Here is a 14,566-nt window from a genome sequence, read left to right as displayed (position 1 = left end):
TCATGAACGCCATACCATTCACAATCCATCCAGATGCCTTTATCCATGACTGCCTGACCAGTATTACCCATTATATCCCCGGCGCTACCGCCGCGTTTTATCTCGTAGACAGCCAGCTGACACCTGAACATCACCTCCTGAGCGGCATCGACCCGCAAATGCATCAGGATTACATAGCGTCGTTCATGCCGATAGATCCGCTGCATCCCCGACGCTTCAATCATCTGCCGGTCACCCTGGCGCGACTGGAAGAGTCGAGCCGCACCACCGATTTCTATCGCCGGTTCATGCAGCCCAACGGTATTAGCGACATGGTCGAAGTCTATATTCGGCAGCGTAAGCGTATAGTCGCTGGCCTGTCGCTGATGCGCGATCGCGCGTTCACCCTGGCGGAGCGCCTGAAAATGCGCGCATCCCTACCGCTACTGGCCCTGGCGACCGAAGAGTTGATTCCCTGTGAACAGCAGTGTCGGCTGACGCCAAAAGAACGGCAAATCGTTGAGATGGTCCGGGAGGGTTCCTGCAATAAGCGCATCGCGCTGCGGCTGGATATTTCGCTGTCCACGGTCAAGACCCATCTGCGGAATATCTTCGCCAAAACCAATGCAAACAGCCGCGCCGAACTGCTCTCCTGTTTGGGGATGGCCTGCGACCGCGATTATCTGCTGTAATACGGGCGATGCGATCATCGCCCGGGGGGAAGATTAATAGCGCATCATCACCGATTTCAGACGCGTATAGTCGTTAATAAATGCACTACCAAACTCGCGCCCGTTACCGGAGCTTTTAATTCCACCAAACGGCAGCGACGGATCGAGGAAGGTATGCATATTGATCCAGACAATGCCGGCCTGGATACGCTCGCTGTAGCGAATGGCCTTATTGAGATTATGCGTCCAGACGCTGGCGGCCAGACCGAACGGCGAGTTATTAATCTGCTGAAGTGCCTTTTCCTCATCGTCATAGGCAAGGAACGAACCGACCGGGCCGAAGGTTTCCTCACGCATCAGCGTAGAGTTTTCACTGTGTACTTTCACCACCGTCGGCAGGAAATAGTAACCGGGACGATCCGGCGAATATCCGCCGTAGAGGATCTCATCGCCATTCTCTTTTGCCCGGGCAACCATCTTCTGAATTTTCTCCAGATGGGCCTTGTTGGCCAGCGGTCCGATCTGGCACTCTTCGTCGAGCGGGGAAGCCACATTCAGCTGAGAAAGCCGCTGGATCAGGACGCTAAGGACTTCGTCCATTTTCTCTGCAGGCAGGTAGAAACGCTCCGCCGACGCGCAGATTTGCCCCTGGTTCACATAGCCCGCCTCCATGATGCCATCGACCATTTCACTCACCGACATATCCGCCAGAAACAGTGCGGCATTTTTACCTCCGAGCTCCAGGGTCGCCGGCTTCGCCAGCGCGCTGGCGGCGTTACCTACCGCACGGCCGGTCGGCACCGAACCGGTAAAGGTTACTTTGGCACAGAACGGGTGTTCGATAAGCAGGGGTCCCAGCAATCCGCCGTTGCCGTTGAGAACATTAATTGTGCCCGGAGGGAAGCCAACGTCTGCGGCCAGCTGTGCCACCCGCAGCATGGTCAGCGGGGTAAATTCACTGGGCTTCAGCACCACGGTACAGCCACAAACCAGTGCCGCCGCCATCTTCCAGATGGCAATCATGATTGAGAAGTTCCAGGGAATAATACCCACCACCACGCCCAGCGGTTCACGCTGAGTGAATCCCCGATATTTTTCTCCGTTGAATGACGGCAGGGAAATCTCGGTCGTTTCGCCGTAAATTTTTCCGGCCCATCCGGCAAAGTAACGTAAAAACGCGACCGCCTGATCCACTTCTAGGCCGCGAGACAGCGCAATGGTTTTCCCGGAACACAGCGTTTCTATCTGCGCCAGCTCTTCCCGATGCTGTTCCATCGCATCGGCAAGTTTCAGTATCAGATTCCCCCGCGCCAGCACCGGCATATCCGCCCAGCTGCCGCGAAAAGCCTGCTGAGCCGCCGCCATGGCCGCTGAAACATCTTCCGCACAGCCGTCGTGAACGCGTGCCACTTCCTGCCCGGTAGCAGGATTAATCACCGGGCGCAGAGCACCTCCCCCCGGCTGGCTCACTCCATTAATAAAATGGCCGTGATCGCGTTGTAAAAATGCGCTCACCGCCGCCAGCTGTTTTACCTGAGTCATACAAAGCCCCTGTTTAAGAGAGTGAATCCGTTCTCGTCAGGTGTCAAATAACCCCATGACCGCTGGATTTACCACACTATCAATCTGCGTCATCTACAGGGTCTTCTGTTTGAGCTTGTGTGCTTTCGTTAATGACCGTGGCCAGATCGGAACGACAAATAACATTTAAGACGGTGAGAGTTGGCGCTGAATAGCTGAGAGTGTGCGGCGGCGAATGATACCGCTGGCCGTGCGGATCAGCAGCCAGTATGGCAGCAGCTTCAGCCGGGTGAAGGTATGCAAACCAAAGGCAGCCTGCGGCTCGCGAGCTTTATCCCCGTGGAAGAGCTTGCCCGGCAGCTCACGCAAAATCATAAAAGCGTTAGAGAGGATCGCCACGCATATCATACGCGGCAATGGCATCAAGGATAAGCTCTGCGCTGGCACGAACTGATGACATTCTTGGAAATTATAGCCCGGTAAAAACGGCGTTCTGCTGTCTGAATATCGACTTTCTTTCTCACTGATATAGCCAAATATACGCATTATCGATTCCTTACAGAGTGGGGTTGAGGATAGTACGTAAAATGCAAAAAAATAAGCGCCGCTTAAAAAGCGGCGCCCGATAAGAAAGTGCATATCAATGATAGCTGATGGTGGTCCCAATCAGGCTATTCGGTTCCGTATACGCTGCGGTACGAATCGCTCTGGCGGGGACGGCGGTGGTCTTGCCCGACAGCTGGGTCGTCAGTGCAACCAGCGTGGTGCTGCCGGTGACAAAACTGGTAGTTGAAGGCTGTTGCACCGTGGTCAGATAACCCTCTGTTTGTGCTGCCAGGCTGGCACCGGAAACCGTGCTCAGGATGACTGCAACAAGGGCGGTTTTGAGAATGTTCATCATGTCCCCTTGATGCCTTTTCCTGTGATAAATGAATTACTGATAGATAACCGCTGTGCCGTGCAGCTTGTTATCGCCGGAGGTAGAAGTGATTCGGAAAGATTTCGCGCCTGCCTGTTCAGCTTTCACCGCCAGTTTCGCTTCCAGTGAAGAAAGATTTGACGCGCCGCCTGCAGAAATCACCCCCATCTGTTGCTGCTGCTGAGGCGCACTGTTAACCAGATCGGCGGCAAAGCCGGTGAAAGAGACGGAAGCCAGAGCGATTGCAACGATGGTCATTTTAATGGTTTTCATAATATTTACTCTCGATTTTGTGCTGTTCGGTTAGTTGGCGTCGTTATTAATTAACGATCAATAATTAAATATTATCTTCCGTCGTGCGCATCGTCAACATCATTTTATTAACGATCGATAATTTAACAGCTAATTCATTGAATTTACTATTTTTATAGTTATCACTTTTTTGCAAAACGGCAGGCGAAATCTGCCATTACGTACCGCTCGACACGAGCTACCAATGTTTTTATACTGATTGATAATTTAATCATTTGTGCGGTAATGCTAAGCGAGGAACCATGACAACGACTGAGCAGGACGCGGCAACACGTAAAGGCCGGGGACGGCCTAAAACCTTTAACCGGGAAGCGGCGCTGGATATCGCGCTGGAACTTTTCTGGCGTCACGGCTATGAAGCCACCTCCCTTGCCGATCTGGTAGCGGCAACCGGCGCAAAAGCGCCAACGCTGTATGCTGAATTTACCAATAAAGAAGGGCTTTTCCGCGCGGCGGTGGATCGCTATACCGAGAAGTTCGCCAGCAAAAGCGCCGCGGCGCTCTCCTGCCCCGACAGCTGTGTTGCCGGCGGCATAGAGAACTACTTCCGCTCAACGGCAACCTGTTTTACCGACAGTGAAAAGCCGGGCGGTTGCTTCTTTATCTGCACGTCAACCGGCCTTTCCGCCAGCTCCGAAGACGTGGCGAAAATGCTGCGCAGGCGGCACGATAACCAGGAACAAAACCTGCTGGAGTTTCTGCTGGACCGTCAGGCCGCCGGGGAACTGGACGCGCGTACCAACGTAGAAGCGATTGCCGCCTGGCTGGGTTGCCTGTTACAGGGGATGTCCGTGCGCGCCCGTGAAGGCGCGACGGAAGCGGAGCTGAACGCGCTGGTGGATACCCTGATGCTACAGTGGCCAGTGCTCAGCAGGCTGGGCGTGGATTAACGCGCCGGGCGCTCCAGCCCTAAATGACCGCGCAGCGTATCGGCCTGGTACGCGGTGCGGAACATGCCCCTTTCCTGCAGCAGCGGCACCACGTCGTTGAAGAAGGCATCCGAGGCTTCAGGTATCCACGGCGGCATCACCACAAAACCATCTACCGCTCGCTGCTGATAGCACTCGGCGATCCGCGCCGCCAGCGACTGGGCGGTTCCCGCCACGATAAAGCCCGAACCCGCCACCCATTTGGTAAACTGCCGCACGGTTATCCCCTGCTCTCTCGCATGGCTCAGCATTAGTGCGAAGCGCTCTTTTCGCGCCAGCTGGCCGACGATATCCGGCATCGGACCATCGAGATCGTGCTGCGCCCAGTCATAGTTCATGGTGTTCGAGAGATGGGTCAGCGTTGCCAGCAGATCGTCCGCCTCCTTCTGCGTGCGCCCAATCACCGGCTGTAAGCCGGGCAGGATCTTCAGGCTGTCGGGCGTTCGGCCATGGGCCACCACCCGCGCTTTGACCGCCGCGTACCAGGCCTGCGCCACAGCCAGATCGGGCTTTTCGGCCGCAAACACCGCATCCGCCGTGCGTGCCGCCAGCTCCATACGGTCCCAATCCCCCGGCCTGAAACGTCACCGGATGCCCCTGCGGCGGGCGCGAAATATTCAGCGGCCCGCGGCTGCTGAACCAGTCGTTATCGATGCCGGCATAACGAATCCGGCTGCCGTCGGCATAAATGCCGTTTTCACGATCGCCGATAATCGACACCACTTCGCCACGCCGGACGCTGAAACTGATATTGTTAAGCGACTGATAATTCTTGAATTTTTTATTTAATCCGCTGATTTTAATCATTACCGCCCCGCTAAAAAATCACTTTGGGGCAGTGTAACGTTGCAAAAAATCGCAGACGAATGCTTAAGAATTATAAGGTTAGTTATTATTCGCTGAAGAAAGCCGCATGGGAAATGGCCCCCCAGGGGAGGCCGTGAGGATTAAGGGCGTTTAGCGCGTTCGGCGGTGACCTGCTGCGCGATACGATCGCCAATACTGCTATCGATATTGCGCCAGTACTCGAAGGCGCGGGACAGCACCGGCTCCTCTACGCCGTTCAGCAGATGTCCGCTGACGTTATCCACCAGCCGCTGGCGGGCGGCATCGTCCATTACCTGATTGATCAACGTATTGGCCTGGCCGTAATCATCATCGTCACGATGCAGGCTGTACGGTGCGTGCACCATCTCACCGCTGGCGTGCCAGGTGGAATCCGTCGGATAACGCTTGCCGTCGGCAACCGGGCCGCCTTTGGAGTTCGGGGTATAAACCGGATCGGATACCGGATTCATCCGCATCGCGCCGTCCTTGCTGTAGCTGTTCACCGACGAATGCGGCGCGTTTACCGGGATCTGCTTGTAGTTCACCCCCAGCCGCGCGCGGTGCGCATCGGCGTAGGCAAACATGCGGCCAATCAGCATTTTGTCCGGGCTGATGCCGATGCCCGGCACCAGATTGTTCGGCTCGAAGGCCGCCTGTTCAATCTGCGCATGATTATCGGTCGGATTTCGGTCGAGCGTCAGTTTTCCGACTCTAATCAGCGGGTAATCCGCATGCGGCCACACTTTGGTCAGGTCGAACGGGTTAAAACGATAATTATCCGCCTCGGCGAACGGCATAATCTGCATATACAGCGTCCAGCTCGGGTACTCTCCACGCTTAATTGCCTGATACAGATCGCGGGTATGATAATCACCGTCCTGCCCGGCCAGCAGATCGGCTTCCTGCTGATGCAGACACTCCACGCCCTGATCGGTTTTGAAGTGGTATTTCACCCAAAACTTCTCGCCCTGCGCGTTCACCCACATATAGGTGTGGCTGGAAAAGCCATCCATATGCCGCCAGCTTTTCGGGATACCACGATCGCCCATCAGCCAGGTGACCTGGTGCGCCGATTCCGGCGACAGGGTCCAGAAATCCCACTGCATATCGTGATCGCGCAGATTGTTATCGGCACGGCGCTTCTGCGAACGGATAAAATGCTGGAACTTCAGCGGATCGCGGATAAAGAACACCGGGGTATTGTTCCCCACCATGTCGTAATTGCCTTCGCTGGTGTAGAACTTGATGGCGAAGCCGCGCGGATCGCGCCAGGTGTCCGGGCTGCCCCGCTCGCCGGCTACCGTGGAAAAGCGCATCACCACCTCGGTTTTTACCCCGGGCTGGAACAGTGCGGCTTTGGTATAGCGGCTGATATCATCCGTCACCTCAAAATGACCAAACGCCCCGCTTCCTTTGGCATGGGGCTGGCGCTCGGGGATACGCTCGCGGTTAAAATTGGCCATCTGTTCAATCAGGTAGTGGTCATGCAGCAGCAGCGGCCCATCCGGGCCAACTGAGAGAGAGTATTCATCGCTGGCAACCGGATTACCGGCATCGTTGGTGGTAGGTTTACGTTTATCATTGCTCATCGCTGTCTCTCCGACATTGTTATGGAGTCCAGCGATTAAGGGTAGACCATACACGCAAATAAGGTGTGCCTTTAGTGTTTAACGACACGAGGCCTGAACAGGCCACAATTGCTGTGACCTGACTTCATTTTAAAGATGAAACGCAACGCGCTTACCGGATGGAAGCTCAACATCCAGACTTAACTTACCGCCCATCGCTTCAATCCAGCATACTGAATACGGAGTTCTTTTATATTCTTATAGCGCGATCCCTTAACCGTATCGGCATAAGGCCGTGAAAATGAGGGGCCAAAAGTTCTCAGACGAATCAGATCGGCTAACACTTTTCCTGTAAACCGAGTTCCTGATCATGTAACCAGCGATCGAATAACGGCCCCAGTATTACCGTCCACATTCCCTTGTTCCTTGTATGTCCTCTTATAAGCTATAGATTATGAATTGCAGTTCAGGAACTGCAATTCATAATTTCAAGGGAAATGCACATAGCCAATACAGACAGTCAGTCGGATGTAGCAAATTTTTATTAAGTAACATCAACTCGAAATTGAAACCAATTAGAAAACACATAGAGAGGTCGGGAGGAAAATCCATTTTACTTCCATAAAAAACCCCGAAACAGAGGACTGTTTCGGGGTTTTACGCTGCGATAAATCAGTTATTAACCGGGATCACCGCGCCTTGGTATTTGGTACGAATCCAGTCCTGGATCTGTTTAGAGTGCAGCACGGTTACCAGCGCTTTGATGTCCGGCTTGTTCTCGTCACCGCGATGCACGGTAATGATGTTGGCATACGGGTTGTTCTCGCCGCTTTCCACCGCAATCGGGTCTTTCACCGGGTCCAGACCGGCGTCAATCGCGTAGTTAGCGTTGATCACCACCGCGTCGCCTTCGTCGTTGTTGTACATCTGCGGCAGCAGCGCACCCTCAACGTTCGGCAGGAACATCAGGTGTTTCGGGTTTTCCACGATGTCGCTGATGCGCGCATTCACCTTGTTCACGCCCGGCTTCAGCTTAATCACGCCCTCTTTCTCGAAGATGGACAGGATACGGCCCTCTTCCGCCACCGCATCACGCATGATCACTTTGCCGTTCTCCGGCAGCTCTTTCAGCGATTTGAACTTCTTCGAGTAGATACCGATAGGCTCAATGTGAATCGCACCGGCACTGACGAAATCATAGGTCTTATCACCGGCGTGATCTTTCAGCACGCTGTTCAGATACGGGATGTGCTGGAAATAGTTGGCATCGATATCGCGGCTGGCCAGCGCGGTGTTCGGCAGAATGTAGTCCTGGAACGGTTTGATTTCCAGATCGATACCCTGCTTCGCCAGAATCGGCTTTGCCTGCTCCAGAATTTCCGCGTGCGGTACGTTAGACGCCCCAACGGTCAGCGTGTCTGCCCATGCGCTCAGGCTCAGGGCACCCAGGGTTGCTGCAGCCAGCAGCGTCAGTGTTTTTTTCATTTTGGATTTTCCTAAAAGTTAACGTTTGTCGAGCCGTGTCGTGAGCACATCACCTAAAAACTGGATGATAAAAACAATCACCAGAATCATTACCGTCGCCACCAGCGTCACATCGCCGTGGTTACGTTGAAAACCTTCCAGATACGCCAGGTTACCGAGGCCACCGGCACCGATCACCCCGGCCATCGCGCTGTAGCTGACCAGTGCAATTAACGTTACGGTGATGCCGGACACCAGCGCCGGTGAGGACTCCGGCAGCAGCACGCGGAAAATCAGCGTACTCAGCTTCGCGCCCATCGAGCGGGAAGCCTCAATCACCCCTTTGTCCACTTCGCGCAGGCCGATCTCAACCAGACGGGCGTAGAACGGAGCCGCGCCGACAATCAGCGCGGGCAACGCGGCGTTAGCACCGAGGATGGTACCAATCAGCGTTTTGGTGAACGGAATAAGCAGCACAATCAAAATAATGAACGGAATGGAGCGGAACACATTCACCAGGATGGAAATCGCACCGTACACCGCGCGGTTCTGGAACAGTCCGCCGCGCGCGGTCAGGAATAGCGCCAGGCCGAGCAGAATCCCCAGCACAAAGGTCGCCAGACCCGAGAGCGCGGTCATATAGAGTGTTTCGCCGGTGGCGGCCCACAGCTGGTCAACTTTCAGGTGCGGAAACAGGGACTCAAACATTTTTCACCACCTCGGTTGAAATTGCATGGGCGTGCAGATCGGCCAGAATGTTCTCCAGCTGGGTGCCGCTGGTCGGAACCTGTAGCCACAGCTCACCAAATGTGCCGTTGGCGGTCTGGGTCATTTTTCCGTGCAGGATATTGAACGGCAGCGCGTACTTCAGCGTCAGTTCACCGACGATAGGCTGGCGGGTGCTCTGGCCGACAAAGGTCAGCTTCAGTACCGCACCCGCCGCCGCGTCCACCAGATCGGCGTTAAACGGCGTATCGGCGCTGCTGTATTCGGTGGTCTGCTTCACAAACTGGCGGGTAATCGGCTGCTGCGGGTGGGTAAACACCGACAGCACTTCGCCCTCTTCCACGATGCGCCCGTCTTCCATCACCGCCACGCGGTGGCAGATCTTGCGCACCACGTGCATTTCATGAGTGATCAGCACGATAGTCAGCTTGAGCTGGCGATTAATATCCAGCAGCAGATCGAGGATCGCGTCGGTGGTTTGCGGGTCGAGCGCCGAGGTGGCTTCGTCACACAGCAGCACGTCCGGGCTATTGGCCAGCGCGCGGGCGATCCCCACGCGCTGCTTCTGTCCGCCACTCAGCTGCGAGGGGTAGACCTGTTCTTTACCGTTCAGCCCGACCAGCTCAATCAGCTCCTGCACCCGGCGCTGGATCGCCGCTTTAGGCGCACCGGCAATTTGCAGCGAGAAAGCAATATTTTCGCTGACGGTGCGCGACCACAGCAGATTGAAATGCTGAAACACCATGCTGATTTTCAGCCGCGCCTGGCGCAGCGCTTCACCGCTGGCCTGAGCAATATCCTGCCCGGCAACAACGACGCTGCCAGAGGTGGGTTTTTCCAGACCGTTCAGCAGGCGGATCAGCGTACTTTTTCCCGCGCCGCTGTAGCCAATAATGCCGTAAATCTGTCCCTGTTCTACCTGCAGATTGACGTTGTCAACGGCGGTAACCGGCCCCGATCGGGCGTGGAATATTTTAGAAACATTGCGTAAAACGATCATCTGTTGCCTGTTTTCTGCCGTCGTATCAGCGAAATATGCTGATTAATTAAACTGATTCTTATTTGTGAATTATCGATAGCACTAATTGCCTGGTGATATTAAGCAGCAGGGAAACTATTGGAAACGACTGAAATGATATGCCTTATAACAAAATAGAATAAATGCTGCATTATGGATTACTTTATTAGCATCGATGTCGGTACCTCAAAAACCAAATCGGTACTGTTTGATGCCCGCTTTAACCAGCTGGAAGTCGCCTCTGTCAGCAACCGCACGCTGACTCCCGCCCCCGGTGACCAGGAGCAGCAGATGGAGGCGCTGTGGCAGAGCGTGGTCAGCACGCTGAAAACGCTCTCCGCATCGCCGCTCCTGGCGGAAGGGTCGCTGCGCGGTATCGGGCTGTCCGGCCAGGGCGAAGGCGCGTGGCTGATCGATAAACAGGGCCAGCCGCTGCGCGATGCGCTGCTGTGGAGCGACACCCGCGCAGCGTCCTCCATTCGCGAACTCTCCGCGCGTGACGGGCTGGAGGAGACGCTTTTTGAGCTTTGCGGCAGCCGCCTGCTGCCCTGCAACAGCAGCCTGCAGCTGCGCTGGCTGCAGAAGCATCAGCCGGAGCGGCTTGAAGATGCACAGTGGTTTTTCTTCGCCAAGGACTGGATTCGTTTTCGCCTGACCGGCCGCGCCAACCTGGAGCTGACCGATGCCGGCACCTCGCTGCTGGATCTGCACCAGGGCACGCTTTCCGATACGGTGTTAACCGCGCTGGATATCGCAAACCTGCGCCCGCTGTTCCCACCGCTGCTGGCCCCGCACGATCTGGCCGGGGAGCTGAGCACCGCAGCCGCCACCGGGCTGCCCGCCGGTACGCCTGTCGCGGCCGGAGCGCTGGACGTTTCCGCCTGCGCGCTCGGCATCGGTGCGGTACACGACGGCGACGTCTTCACCCTGCTGGGCACCACCTGCCGTACAGCACCGGGAACAGGCAGGCGAAATAATCTTTTGCGCCTTCGCGGGCATTATGACGCTCCGCATCCCCGGGATGGCAGGAGAGAAGTGTATCGGCCAGCCGTGCTGGTCAGTAAGTTACTAAAAAAATATACCTTTTTTAACACTTTATTGATATAAATCAATATGTTATAAATTAGCTCCATTTTCTTTGCTTCAATGCACCACAGCCAATAACCAACCGTTATAACCCATTCCTCAATGAACTAAGCAGAAAGCCCGTAATGGCTATCTTTTTACGGTTAATCATTCTATATAGCGGTACTGCTATAAATTCGCTTTATCGCATCACTGCTATAATGTGTACTCACCCACAGCAGGATGAGCGCGAATGAAAGTAAGAACGCCAGCCGACTTTGGCATCGTTATCCGCAGTGTTCGCAGTGCGCAGGGCATCAACCAGCAGCATCTGGCCGAGATCTGTGGCACCACACAGTCGGCTATTTCCCGCCTGGAAAAAACCGGGGTGTGCCATATCGATACCCTGCTTCGCGCCTGCAAAGCATTGCATCTGCAGCTGGAGATATTTCCCCAGGCGGCAAGGCTGAGTGAAAAAAGCGTGGCCGCTGACTTGTAAATGACTTCGGCTGCTCTTATATAGAAAGGCTGATAACGGGGAATTCCCTGAAGGAGTGAAATAATGGCAACTGAATACGCAACTATCGCAGGCGGCTGTTTCTGGTGTACCGAAGCCGTGTTTAAACAGATCGCTGGCGTCGAGTCCATTGAGAGCGGCTATATTGGCGGCCATACGGTGGACCCGACCTATCGTCAGGTCTGCAATGGCGATACCGGCCATGCCGAAGCCATACGTATTGGCTTCGACCCGCAGCAGATCAGCTATGGCGATCTGCTGGATATCAGCTTTGCCACACATGACCCGACCCAGTTAAACCGTCAGGGTAACGATATCGGCACGCAGTATCGTTCTGCCATCTTCCCGACGAACCAGACTCAGGAAGACGAAGCTCGCGCAGCGATTGTCCGTGCGCAGGCCGATCACAGCGATCCTATCGTCACCACTATTGAAGATGACGCGCCATGGTATCCGGCTGAGGATTATCACCAGAATTACTGGGCTGGTGAAGGCCAGGAAAATCGTTACTGCCTGGCCGTGATCCCACCTAAGCTGCAAAAATTGCGCAAGCGATTTGCCGCTAAAACGCTCTCGGGCTGAGTCTCTACTCTGCGCCCGTAGCAGCACCCGTCAGCTTACGGCGGGTGTTACGCCACGACAACAATGCCAACCCCGCCCCCAATAGTGACAATACCCATCACCCAGCCGTACCCCGTTTGCGAACCCGCCAGCTGATAGATCTGCGTTGCGAGAGTTAAACCCAACGCACCACCGAGGTTATGCAACGTCCACGAAATTCCAATTCCCTGAGCGTGCATCTCTTCAGGCAGAGACGCCAGCGCGGCGGCAACGGATGGCCCGAGGATTGCCCCTCAGCCTGCGCCCATCAGGACAAAAGCCAGAATAATCAGCAGCAGTGAGGGCGGAGCGGAAAAATGGCTCTGTAGGGCAGCCGAGAGCGTCAGCATAACAAAGCCCGCAGCCAGTACCGGCCAGGGACCGTAGCGATCGCTGAACTTTCCTGCCAGCGGAGATATCAGTGCCATTACCAACTTCACCGGCAACAGCATCACGCCCAGCTCAGCAGCACTCAGTGAGTAAAGTTCCAGTAGCTTAAACGGCATCAGCAGGAAGGCGGAGCAGTAGAACACCGCCAGCATAACAGAGAGCCCGCACGCGCGGCGGAACAAGATATTATTGAGCACGCTGAGTTGAATCAGGGGATAGTCAGTACGACGTTCATAACGAATAAACAGCAGCAGCGATGCCAGTGAGACAGTCAGCAGCAGCAGAGAGGCCAGGCTGAATGCTCCCCAGCAGCTGGTGTACACGGACAGAAGCAGGAGCGGAACCAGCCCGCCGTTCAGCAGCAACCAGCCCGTATAATCCATGCCGGGATCGTCGGCATTGCGCGTCACGGCTATTTTTCCCCGGCAGCAAAAATAGCTGAACGCCATCAGAGGAACGTTGATCAGAAATACCGCACGCCATCCAAGCAGTTCAACCAGCACGTCCCCCGCAACCGGCCCCAGCGTCAGACCAAATCCGTTAGCGGCAAACAGCAGGCCGAGTGCCCGCCCGCGCTGAGATTCCGCGATCGACTCAACCAGTATCGCCGCCGTCGCGGTATACAGCACGGCGCAGCCGGAGCCGGCTCCCTGAAACAACCGGCTGATGACCAGCATCGGCAGGCTTGCCGCCATGCCGGCGCCCAGAGATGCCAGAGTAAACAGCAGCATGCCACCGTACAGCACTTCGCGCTTTCCATAACGATCGGCCAGCCTCGTGGCCAGAACCATACAGCAGCAGAGTGCAATAACAAACATCGTCATGACTCACTGCACACTATCAAGCCCGGCGGGGAAATGCTGCTGTATAGCTGGCAGGGCACGCGGTGTACTCGGCCAGTAAGTTTGTGCTGAATGCTCTGGCTCACGCCCTGCGTACCGAAGAGAGCGAAAATGGCGTGCGCGTCGCGACAGTGTCACCGGGCCCGACTGACACACCAATGAACCGCAAAAGCCGCGAACGAACCGGTGATTTTGCCGCTATCGATCCCCTGGCCTACAGCGCCCCGGAGTCCGTTGCTGCGGCGGTTCGTCTGGTAGTTGATGCTTCAGAAGACACTCAGATTGCAGACGTGGTTGTCAGACCACGTCGCGATAGTGCTAAACGCTAGTCAACAGAGGAGGACTTGTGAATCTGTTTAACCTCAGCCGGGAACTGAAGCGCCATATTCGCTTTAGCTACTGGAACGAACTGTGCGCTCTCAACTCTTAAAAGCCAGCCGGATATTGCCCCCCTGCTTAGCCACGACAACCTCTCAGTCAGGAGGCAGTTCCGGTTGGTTTAACTCACTTGCGTTTATCTTCTTAGATTTTCTTCCCCGGCAAAACACCTTACCAGAGATCATTAATTGGACTGACGCCGCCGAGATGGCTGTGGCGTCGGGCCCGGTTGTCGAACGCTTCAATGTGATCAAAGATATCAGCCCGGGCCAGATCCCGGGTTTTGTATATTCTTTTCCTGATGCGTTCTTTTTTCAGTGAACTGAAGAACGATTCGGCTACCGCATTATCCCGGCAGTTACCACGCCGGCTCATACTCGGGACCAGATTATTGGCCCGGCAGAACCGTTGCCAGTCGTCGCTGCCGTACTGGCTACCCTGGTCCGAGTATACGATGAGCTCGCCGTCCGGTTTACGATGCCAGACGGCCATCATCAGTGCATCCAGCGCCAGCTCACGTGAGAGTGTCAGTTTCATCGACCAGCCGACTACGTTACGGGCGAAGAGTTCGATAACCACCGCCAGATACAACCAGCCCTGCCAGGTGCGGATATAAGTCATTCCAGTGACCCAGACCTGATTGGCCCGGACGACGGTAAACTGCCGCTGTACGCGATTCGGGGCAACAACAGAAGGCCTGCCAGCGATGAGGCGTGGTGCTTTATCGCTACGCACCGCTTTGATTCCGTCAGTTCTTCGTTCTTTGAGGTTTGAGGTTTGAGGTTTGAGGTTTGAGGTTTGAGGTTTGAGGTTTGAGGTTTGAGGTTTGAGGTTTGAGG

General features: G+C 55.3%; 17 protein-coding genes and 1 pseudogene. 6 read left to right on the top strand and 12 right to left on the bottom strand.

The window, feature by feature from the left end:
- The first annotated feature begins 2 nt into the window (after positions 1-2).
- Positions 3-671: a helix-turn-helix transcriptional regulator gene (locus AC07U6_RS18865; protein WP_494764733.1), complete on the top strand. Its 669-nt coding sequence runs from the start codon at positions 3-5 to the stop codon at positions 669-671.
- A 33-nt stretch (positions 672-704) separates the two neighbouring features.
- Here AC07U6_RS18865 and AC07U6_RS18860 read toward each other — a convergent pair whose 3' ends face one another.
- The 4 genes from AC07U6_RS18860 to bhsA all read right to left on the bottom strand — a co-directional run bounded on the left by AC07U6_RS18860 (position 705) and on the right by bhsA (position 3,363).
- On the bottom strand, positions 705-2,192 hold the full coding sequence (locus AC07U6_RS18860; protein ID WP_494764672.1) for an aldehyde dehydrogenase family protein: 1,488 nt from the start codon (positions 2,190-2,192) through the stop codon (positions 705-707).
- Positions 2,193-2,357: 165 nt separating this feature from the next.
- A complete protein-coding gene (locus AC07U6_RS18855) occupies positions 2,358-2,594 on the bottom strand; it encodes a hypothetical protein (protein ID WP_494764671.1) in 237 nt (78 codons plus the stop codon).
- Positions 2,595-2,811: 217 nt separating this feature from the next.
- Positions 2,812-3,072, bottom strand: a complete 261-nt coding sequence (locus tag AC07U6_RS18850) for a hypothetical protein (protein WP_494764670.1) — start codon at positions 3,070-3,072, stop codon at positions 2,812-2,814.
- A 33-nt stretch (positions 3,073-3,105) separates the two neighbouring features.
- Entirely contained in the window at positions 3,106-3,363 is a 258-nt protein-coding gene (gene bhsA / locus AC07U6_RS18845; RefSeq protein ID WP_494764669.1) for a multiple stress resistance protein BhsA, read from the bottom strand.
- A gap of 281 nt (positions 3,364-3,644) precedes the next feature.
- On the opposite strand from bhsA, the gene AC07U6_RS18840 reads away from it, so the two are divergent.
- Positions 3,645-4,292, top strand: a complete 648-nt coding sequence (locus AC07U6_RS18840; protein ID WP_494764668.1) for a TetR/AcrR family transcriptional regulator — start codon at positions 3,645-3,647, stop codon at positions 4,290-4,292.
- On the opposite strand, the gene AC07U6_RS18835 is transcribed toward AC07U6_RS18840, so the two are convergent.
- From AC07U6_RS18835 to AC07U6_RS18810, 6 genes and pseudogenes are all read right to left on the bottom strand, one after another.
- A complete protein-coding gene (locus AC07U6_RS18835; protein ID WP_494764667.1) occupies positions 4,289-4,888 on the bottom strand; it encodes an LLM class flavin-dependent oxidoreductase in 600 nt (199 codons plus the stop codon). The two genes, AC07U6_RS18840 and AC07U6_RS18835, sit on opposite strands and share 4 nt — an antisense overlap.
- Before the next feature lie 390 nt (positions 4,889-5,278).
- The gene (locus AC07U6_RS18830; RefSeq protein WP_494764666.1) at positions 5,279-6,748 is read right to left on the bottom strand and encodes a catalase; all 1,470 of its coding nucleotides are present in this window, start codon (positions 6,746-6,748) and stop codon (positions 5,279-5,281) included.
- A gap of 203 nt (positions 6,749-6,951) precedes the next feature.
- Positions 6,952-7,142 (bottom strand): annotated as a pseudogene (locus tag AC07U6_RS18825) (type II toxin-antitoxin system RelE/ParE family toxin); the annotation flags it as partial.
- 257 nt (positions 7,143-7,399) lie between these two features.
- Positions 7,400-8,212 carry a MetQ/NlpA family ABC transporter substrate-binding protein gene (locus AC07U6_RS18820; protein ID WP_494764665.1) on the bottom strand — a complete coding sequence of 271 codons (813 nt, stop codon included), beginning with the start codon at positions 8,210-8,212 and terminating at the stop codon, positions 7,400-7,402.
- An 18-nt stretch (positions 8,213-8,230) separates the two neighbouring features.
- Positions 8,231-8,899: a methionine ABC transporter permease gene (locus AC07U6_RS18815; RefSeq protein WP_494764664.1), complete on the bottom strand. Its 669-nt coding sequence runs from the start codon at positions 8,897-8,899 to the stop codon at positions 8,231-8,233.
- Positions 8,892-9,917 (bottom strand): methionine ABC transporter ATP-binding protein, encoded by a 1,026-nt coding sequence (locus tag AC07U6_RS18810; RefSeq protein WP_494764663.1) that lies wholly within the window; start codon positions 9,915-9,917, stop codon positions 8,892-8,894. Before AC07U6_RS18810 ends, AC07U6_RS18815 begins: the two co-directional genes overlap by 8 nt.
- Before the next feature lie 171 nt (positions 9,918-10,088).
- On the opposite strand from AC07U6_RS18810, the gene AC07U6_RS18805 reads away from it, so the two are divergent.
- The 3 genes from AC07U6_RS18805 (at position 10,089) to msrA (ending at position 12,099) form a co-directional block, all read left to right on the top strand.
- Complete coding sequence (locus AC07U6_RS18805; RefSeq protein WP_494764662.1) at positions 10,089-11,042, top strand: FGGY family carbohydrate kinase; 954 nt, start codon at positions 10,089-10,091, stop codon at positions 11,040-11,042.
- A 211-nt stretch (positions 11,043-11,253) separates the two neighbouring features.
- The gene (locus AC07U6_RS18800; protein WP_494764661.1) at positions 11,254-11,499 is read left to right on the top strand and encodes a helix-turn-helix domain-containing protein; all 246 of its coding nucleotides are present in this window, start codon (positions 11,254-11,256) and stop codon (positions 11,497-11,499) included.
- Between the two features lie 63 nt (positions 11,500-11,562).
- Positions 11,563-12,099 (top strand): peptide-methionine (S)-S-oxide reductase MsrA, encoded by a 537-nt coding sequence (gene msrA / locus AC07U6_RS18795; protein WP_494764660.1) that lies wholly within the window; start codon positions 11,563-11,565, stop codon positions 12,097-12,099.
- A gap of 272 nt (positions 12,100-12,371) precedes the next feature.
- On the opposite strand, the gene AC07U6_RS18790 is transcribed toward msrA, so the two are convergent.
- On the bottom strand, positions 12,372-13,331 hold the full coding sequence (locus AC07U6_RS18790) for an MFS transporter (RefSeq protein WP_494764825.1): 960 nt from the start codon (positions 13,329-13,331) through the stop codon (positions 12,372-12,374).
- Positions 13,332-13,393: 62 nt separating this feature from the next.
- On the opposite strand from AC07U6_RS18790, the gene AC07U6_RS18785 reads away from it, so the two are divergent.
- Positions 13,394-13,678 (top strand): SDR family NAD(P)-dependent oxidoreductase, encoded by a 285-nt coding sequence (locus AC07U6_RS18785; protein WP_494764657.1) that lies wholly within the window; start codon positions 13,394-13,396, stop codon positions 13,676-13,678.
- A 220-nt stretch (positions 13,679-13,898) separates the two neighbouring features.
- Here the strand turns inward: AC07U6_RS18785 and AC07U6_RS18780 are convergent.
- Positions 13,899-14,566: IS3 family transposase (locus tag AC07U6_RS18780; RefSeq protein WP_494764824.1), on the bottom strand; the 668-nt coding region annotated here is incomplete at its 5' end.

The sequence above is a fragment of the Erwinia sp. GW821-FHT03D09 genome (assembly GCF_059420805.1).
The sequence above is the reverse complement of the archived record's forward strand: the minus strand, read 5'-3'. Positions and strand labels throughout refer to the sequence as shown.